Origin of the sequence: Amaricoccus sp. W119, from assembly GCF_047275745.1 — a bacterium.
Classification (GTDB): Bacteria; Pseudomonadota; Alphaproteobacteria; order Rhodobacterales; family Rhodobacteraceae; genus Amaricoccus.
This window is the reverse complement of record NZ_JBKQWU010000148.1, coordinates 1-2,394: the sequence shown is the minus strand read 5'-3', so window position 1 is coordinate 2,394 and position 2,394 is coordinate 1. Positions and strand designations below refer to the sequence as shown.

Annotated in this window: 3 protein-coding genes; 2 read left to right on the top strand and 1 reads right to left on the bottom strand. The window is 67.1% G+C overall.

From position 1 onward, the window contains the following. Positions 1-203 (top strand): hypothetical protein (locus ACLJK8_RS22460; RefSeq protein ID WP_413152643.1); only part of this gene is annotated, 203 nt, incomplete at its 5' end. A gap of 174 nt (positions 204-377) precedes the next feature. Here ACLJK8_RS22460 and ACLJK8_RS22455 read toward each other — a convergent pair. Next, positions 378-752, bottom strand: a complete 375-nt coding sequence (locus tag ACLJK8_RS22455) for a winged helix-turn-helix transcriptional regulator (RefSeq protein WP_413152642.1) — start codon at positions 750-752, stop codon at positions 378-380. A gap of 103 nt (positions 753-855) precedes the next feature. Between ACLJK8_RS22455 and ACLJK8_RS22450 the strand changes: the two genes are divergently transcribed. Further along, positions 856-1,869, top strand: a complete 1,014-nt coding sequence (locus ACLJK8_RS22450) for a zinc-binding alcohol dehydrogenase family protein (protein ID WP_413152641.1) — start codon at positions 856-858, stop codon at positions 1,867-1,869. Positions 1,870-2,394 lie beyond the last annotated feature (525 nt).

The following is a 2,394-nucleotide window of genomic DNA, read 5'->3' as shown; positions in this document are numbered from 1 at the left end:
CGTCTGCGATGATCTCACCGTCAGCCTGCCTGCCGCGCAGCGCGACTGACCTGCTCGGCCCGCTGATGAGCGCGAGGCCCGCCGTGAGCTACACCACCAGATGGGGCACGATCCGTTCAGAGCTTATTCTGCCTGCCCGTGGCAGATCTCGCCTTCTGACGGGGTTCGACTTCTCGAGCCGCGTCTTTTCCCAAGATGGGTGAAGCCACGTCGGCGGCGAGTTCATTCGGTAGCTTTCGTTTCTCCTCGCTCAGCCGAGGTCGCGAATACAGCGGACACAGCGCGCCGAGGACTATCCCGTCGGCTGCTCGCAAGGGCGCGCCCGCGTAAAAGCGCGCAGTCCACATACACCCCGGCGCTTCCGGCCGCGCAGCCGATCAACCCGCGCCGCGCGGGTCGTGGCCGGCCGGCTTGCCGTAGAGGCCAATGTTCGCATCGCCCCAGTCCTTCAGCGCGCGCAGGATCGGCTCCATCGTGCGGCCAAGGTGGGAGAGCGAATACTCCACCTTAGGCGGCACCTGGGCGTAGACCTTCCGCGTGACGAGACCGTCCTCCTCCATCTCACGCAACTGGTTGGTCAGCATGCGGGGCGTGCAGTTTTCGACGTGCCGGCGGATCTCATTGAAGCGCAGCGTGCCTGGGAGCAAGTGCCACAGGATGATCGACTTCCACTTGCCGTCGATCAGGCCGATCGCGGCCTCCACCGAGCAGCCGGGGGTACAGTCGAACCGGGAATGACGGGCCTTGGCCATGACAGTATCCTTTTTGATACTATGTGCGTTCGTTGTGCGTATTGCCTGTGATTGAGCATATCGCCAGATTTGCTCCAGTTCAATCGAACCACTGGAGCAAGGCATGAAAGCCATCGGCTACGAGATCCCCGGAGCCATCGACCGCCCCGACGCGCTGCGCGACATCAACCTGCCGCGTCCGGTCGCAACCGGCCACGACCTGCTGGTCGAGGTCGCGGCGGTGTCGGTAAATCCGGTCGATACCAAGGCGCGCAAGAGCGCGACGCCGCCGGACGGTGCGTGGAAGGTGCTGGGCTGGGACGCGGTTGGCCGCGTCGCCGAGGTCGGCCCGGAGGCGAAGGGCTTCGCCGTGGGCGATCCGGTGTTCTACGCGGGCTCGATCACGCGGCCCGGCGCGAACAGCGAATTCCACCTCGTCGATGCCCGGATTGTCGGCCACAAGCCGAAGACCCTCTCGGACGCCGAGGCGGCCGCGTTGCCGCTGACCGCGATTACCGCTTGGGAGATGCTGTTCGACCGGCTCGACATCCGCCGCGCCGTTCCCGGCGCGGCCAATGCCATTCTGATTGTCGGCGGCGCGGGCGGCGTCGGCTCGATCGCGATCCAGCTTGTGCGCGCGCTGACCGATCTCACAGTGATCGCCACCGCCTCGCGCCCTGGGACGCAAGACTGGGTGCGCGAGCTCGGCGCGCATCACGTGATCGACCACCACGGCGATCTGGCGGCGCAGGTCGAGGCGCTCGGCCTCGGCGCGCCGGGCTTGGTCTTCTCCACCAATCAGAGCGACCGCCACGTGAAGGGTATCCAGGCGCTGATCGCGCCGCAGGGCCGCTTCGGGCTGATCGACGATCCCGAGACCCTCGACGTGCTGGGCTTCAAGCGCAAGGCGGTCTCGGTCCATTGGGAGCTGATGTTCACGCGGCCGATCTTTGGCACGCCCGACCTCGGCGAGCAGGGCCGGCTGCTCGACGAGGTGGCGAGGCTGGTCGACGCCGGCCGGATCCGCACCACGCTGACCGAGATGCTGACGCCGATCAACGCCGAAAACCTGAAGAAAGCGCACGCGTTGATCGAGACGAACGCCGCGCGCGGCAAGATCGTGCTCGAGGGGTTCTGATCGATGCCCGAAAATCATCCACTTTGTCGCGACTCTGATCGTGGAGCTGGGGCAGGGAGGCGGCTTCTCGGAAGGGCAAACCGGCATCCTCGCGGCGGTCGAGCCGAGCCCTGCTGCCTGCGCGACGTTCTGAACCGCGACCGCGCGGATCCTGCGCGCTGGACGCCGGGTTCGACGGCGCGGCCGCTCAATCCCGACGCCGCGGCAGCGCCCTTTTCAGGCCCCGCGGCGCGGTTCGACGACCTGCTGGTCGCCCCGCCCGACCTGCGTGGCGGGCGGGGCGCTGGCGCTGGCCGAGGGCGCGCGAGTCGCCATCGCTGGCCGGCTGGCTAAGGTGTCAATCGGCGTTGAATGGTGCCCCCCGATCGGCGCGGAAAAGGGGCTCTGACTCAATCTCGGTGCATCTCCGTGCTTATCACGCGGCACCGAGCAGCCGAGCCCTGAGGAGGTCGAGCTTTGCGCGGCCGTACATCTGGCGCTTGACGAGCTTGAGCTTGGTGATCTGGCCCTCGGTCTGGCCATTCG

Coding starts and splice junctions, on each gene's coding strand:
- ACLJK8_RS22455 (WP_413152642.1), bottom strand. CDS start 752: ATGGCCAAGGCCCGTCATTCCCGGTTCGACTGTACCCCCGGCTGCTCG.
- ACLJK8_RS22450 (WP_413152641.1), top strand. CDS start 856: ATGAAAGCCATCGGCTACGAGATCCCCGGAGCCATCGACCGCCCCGAC.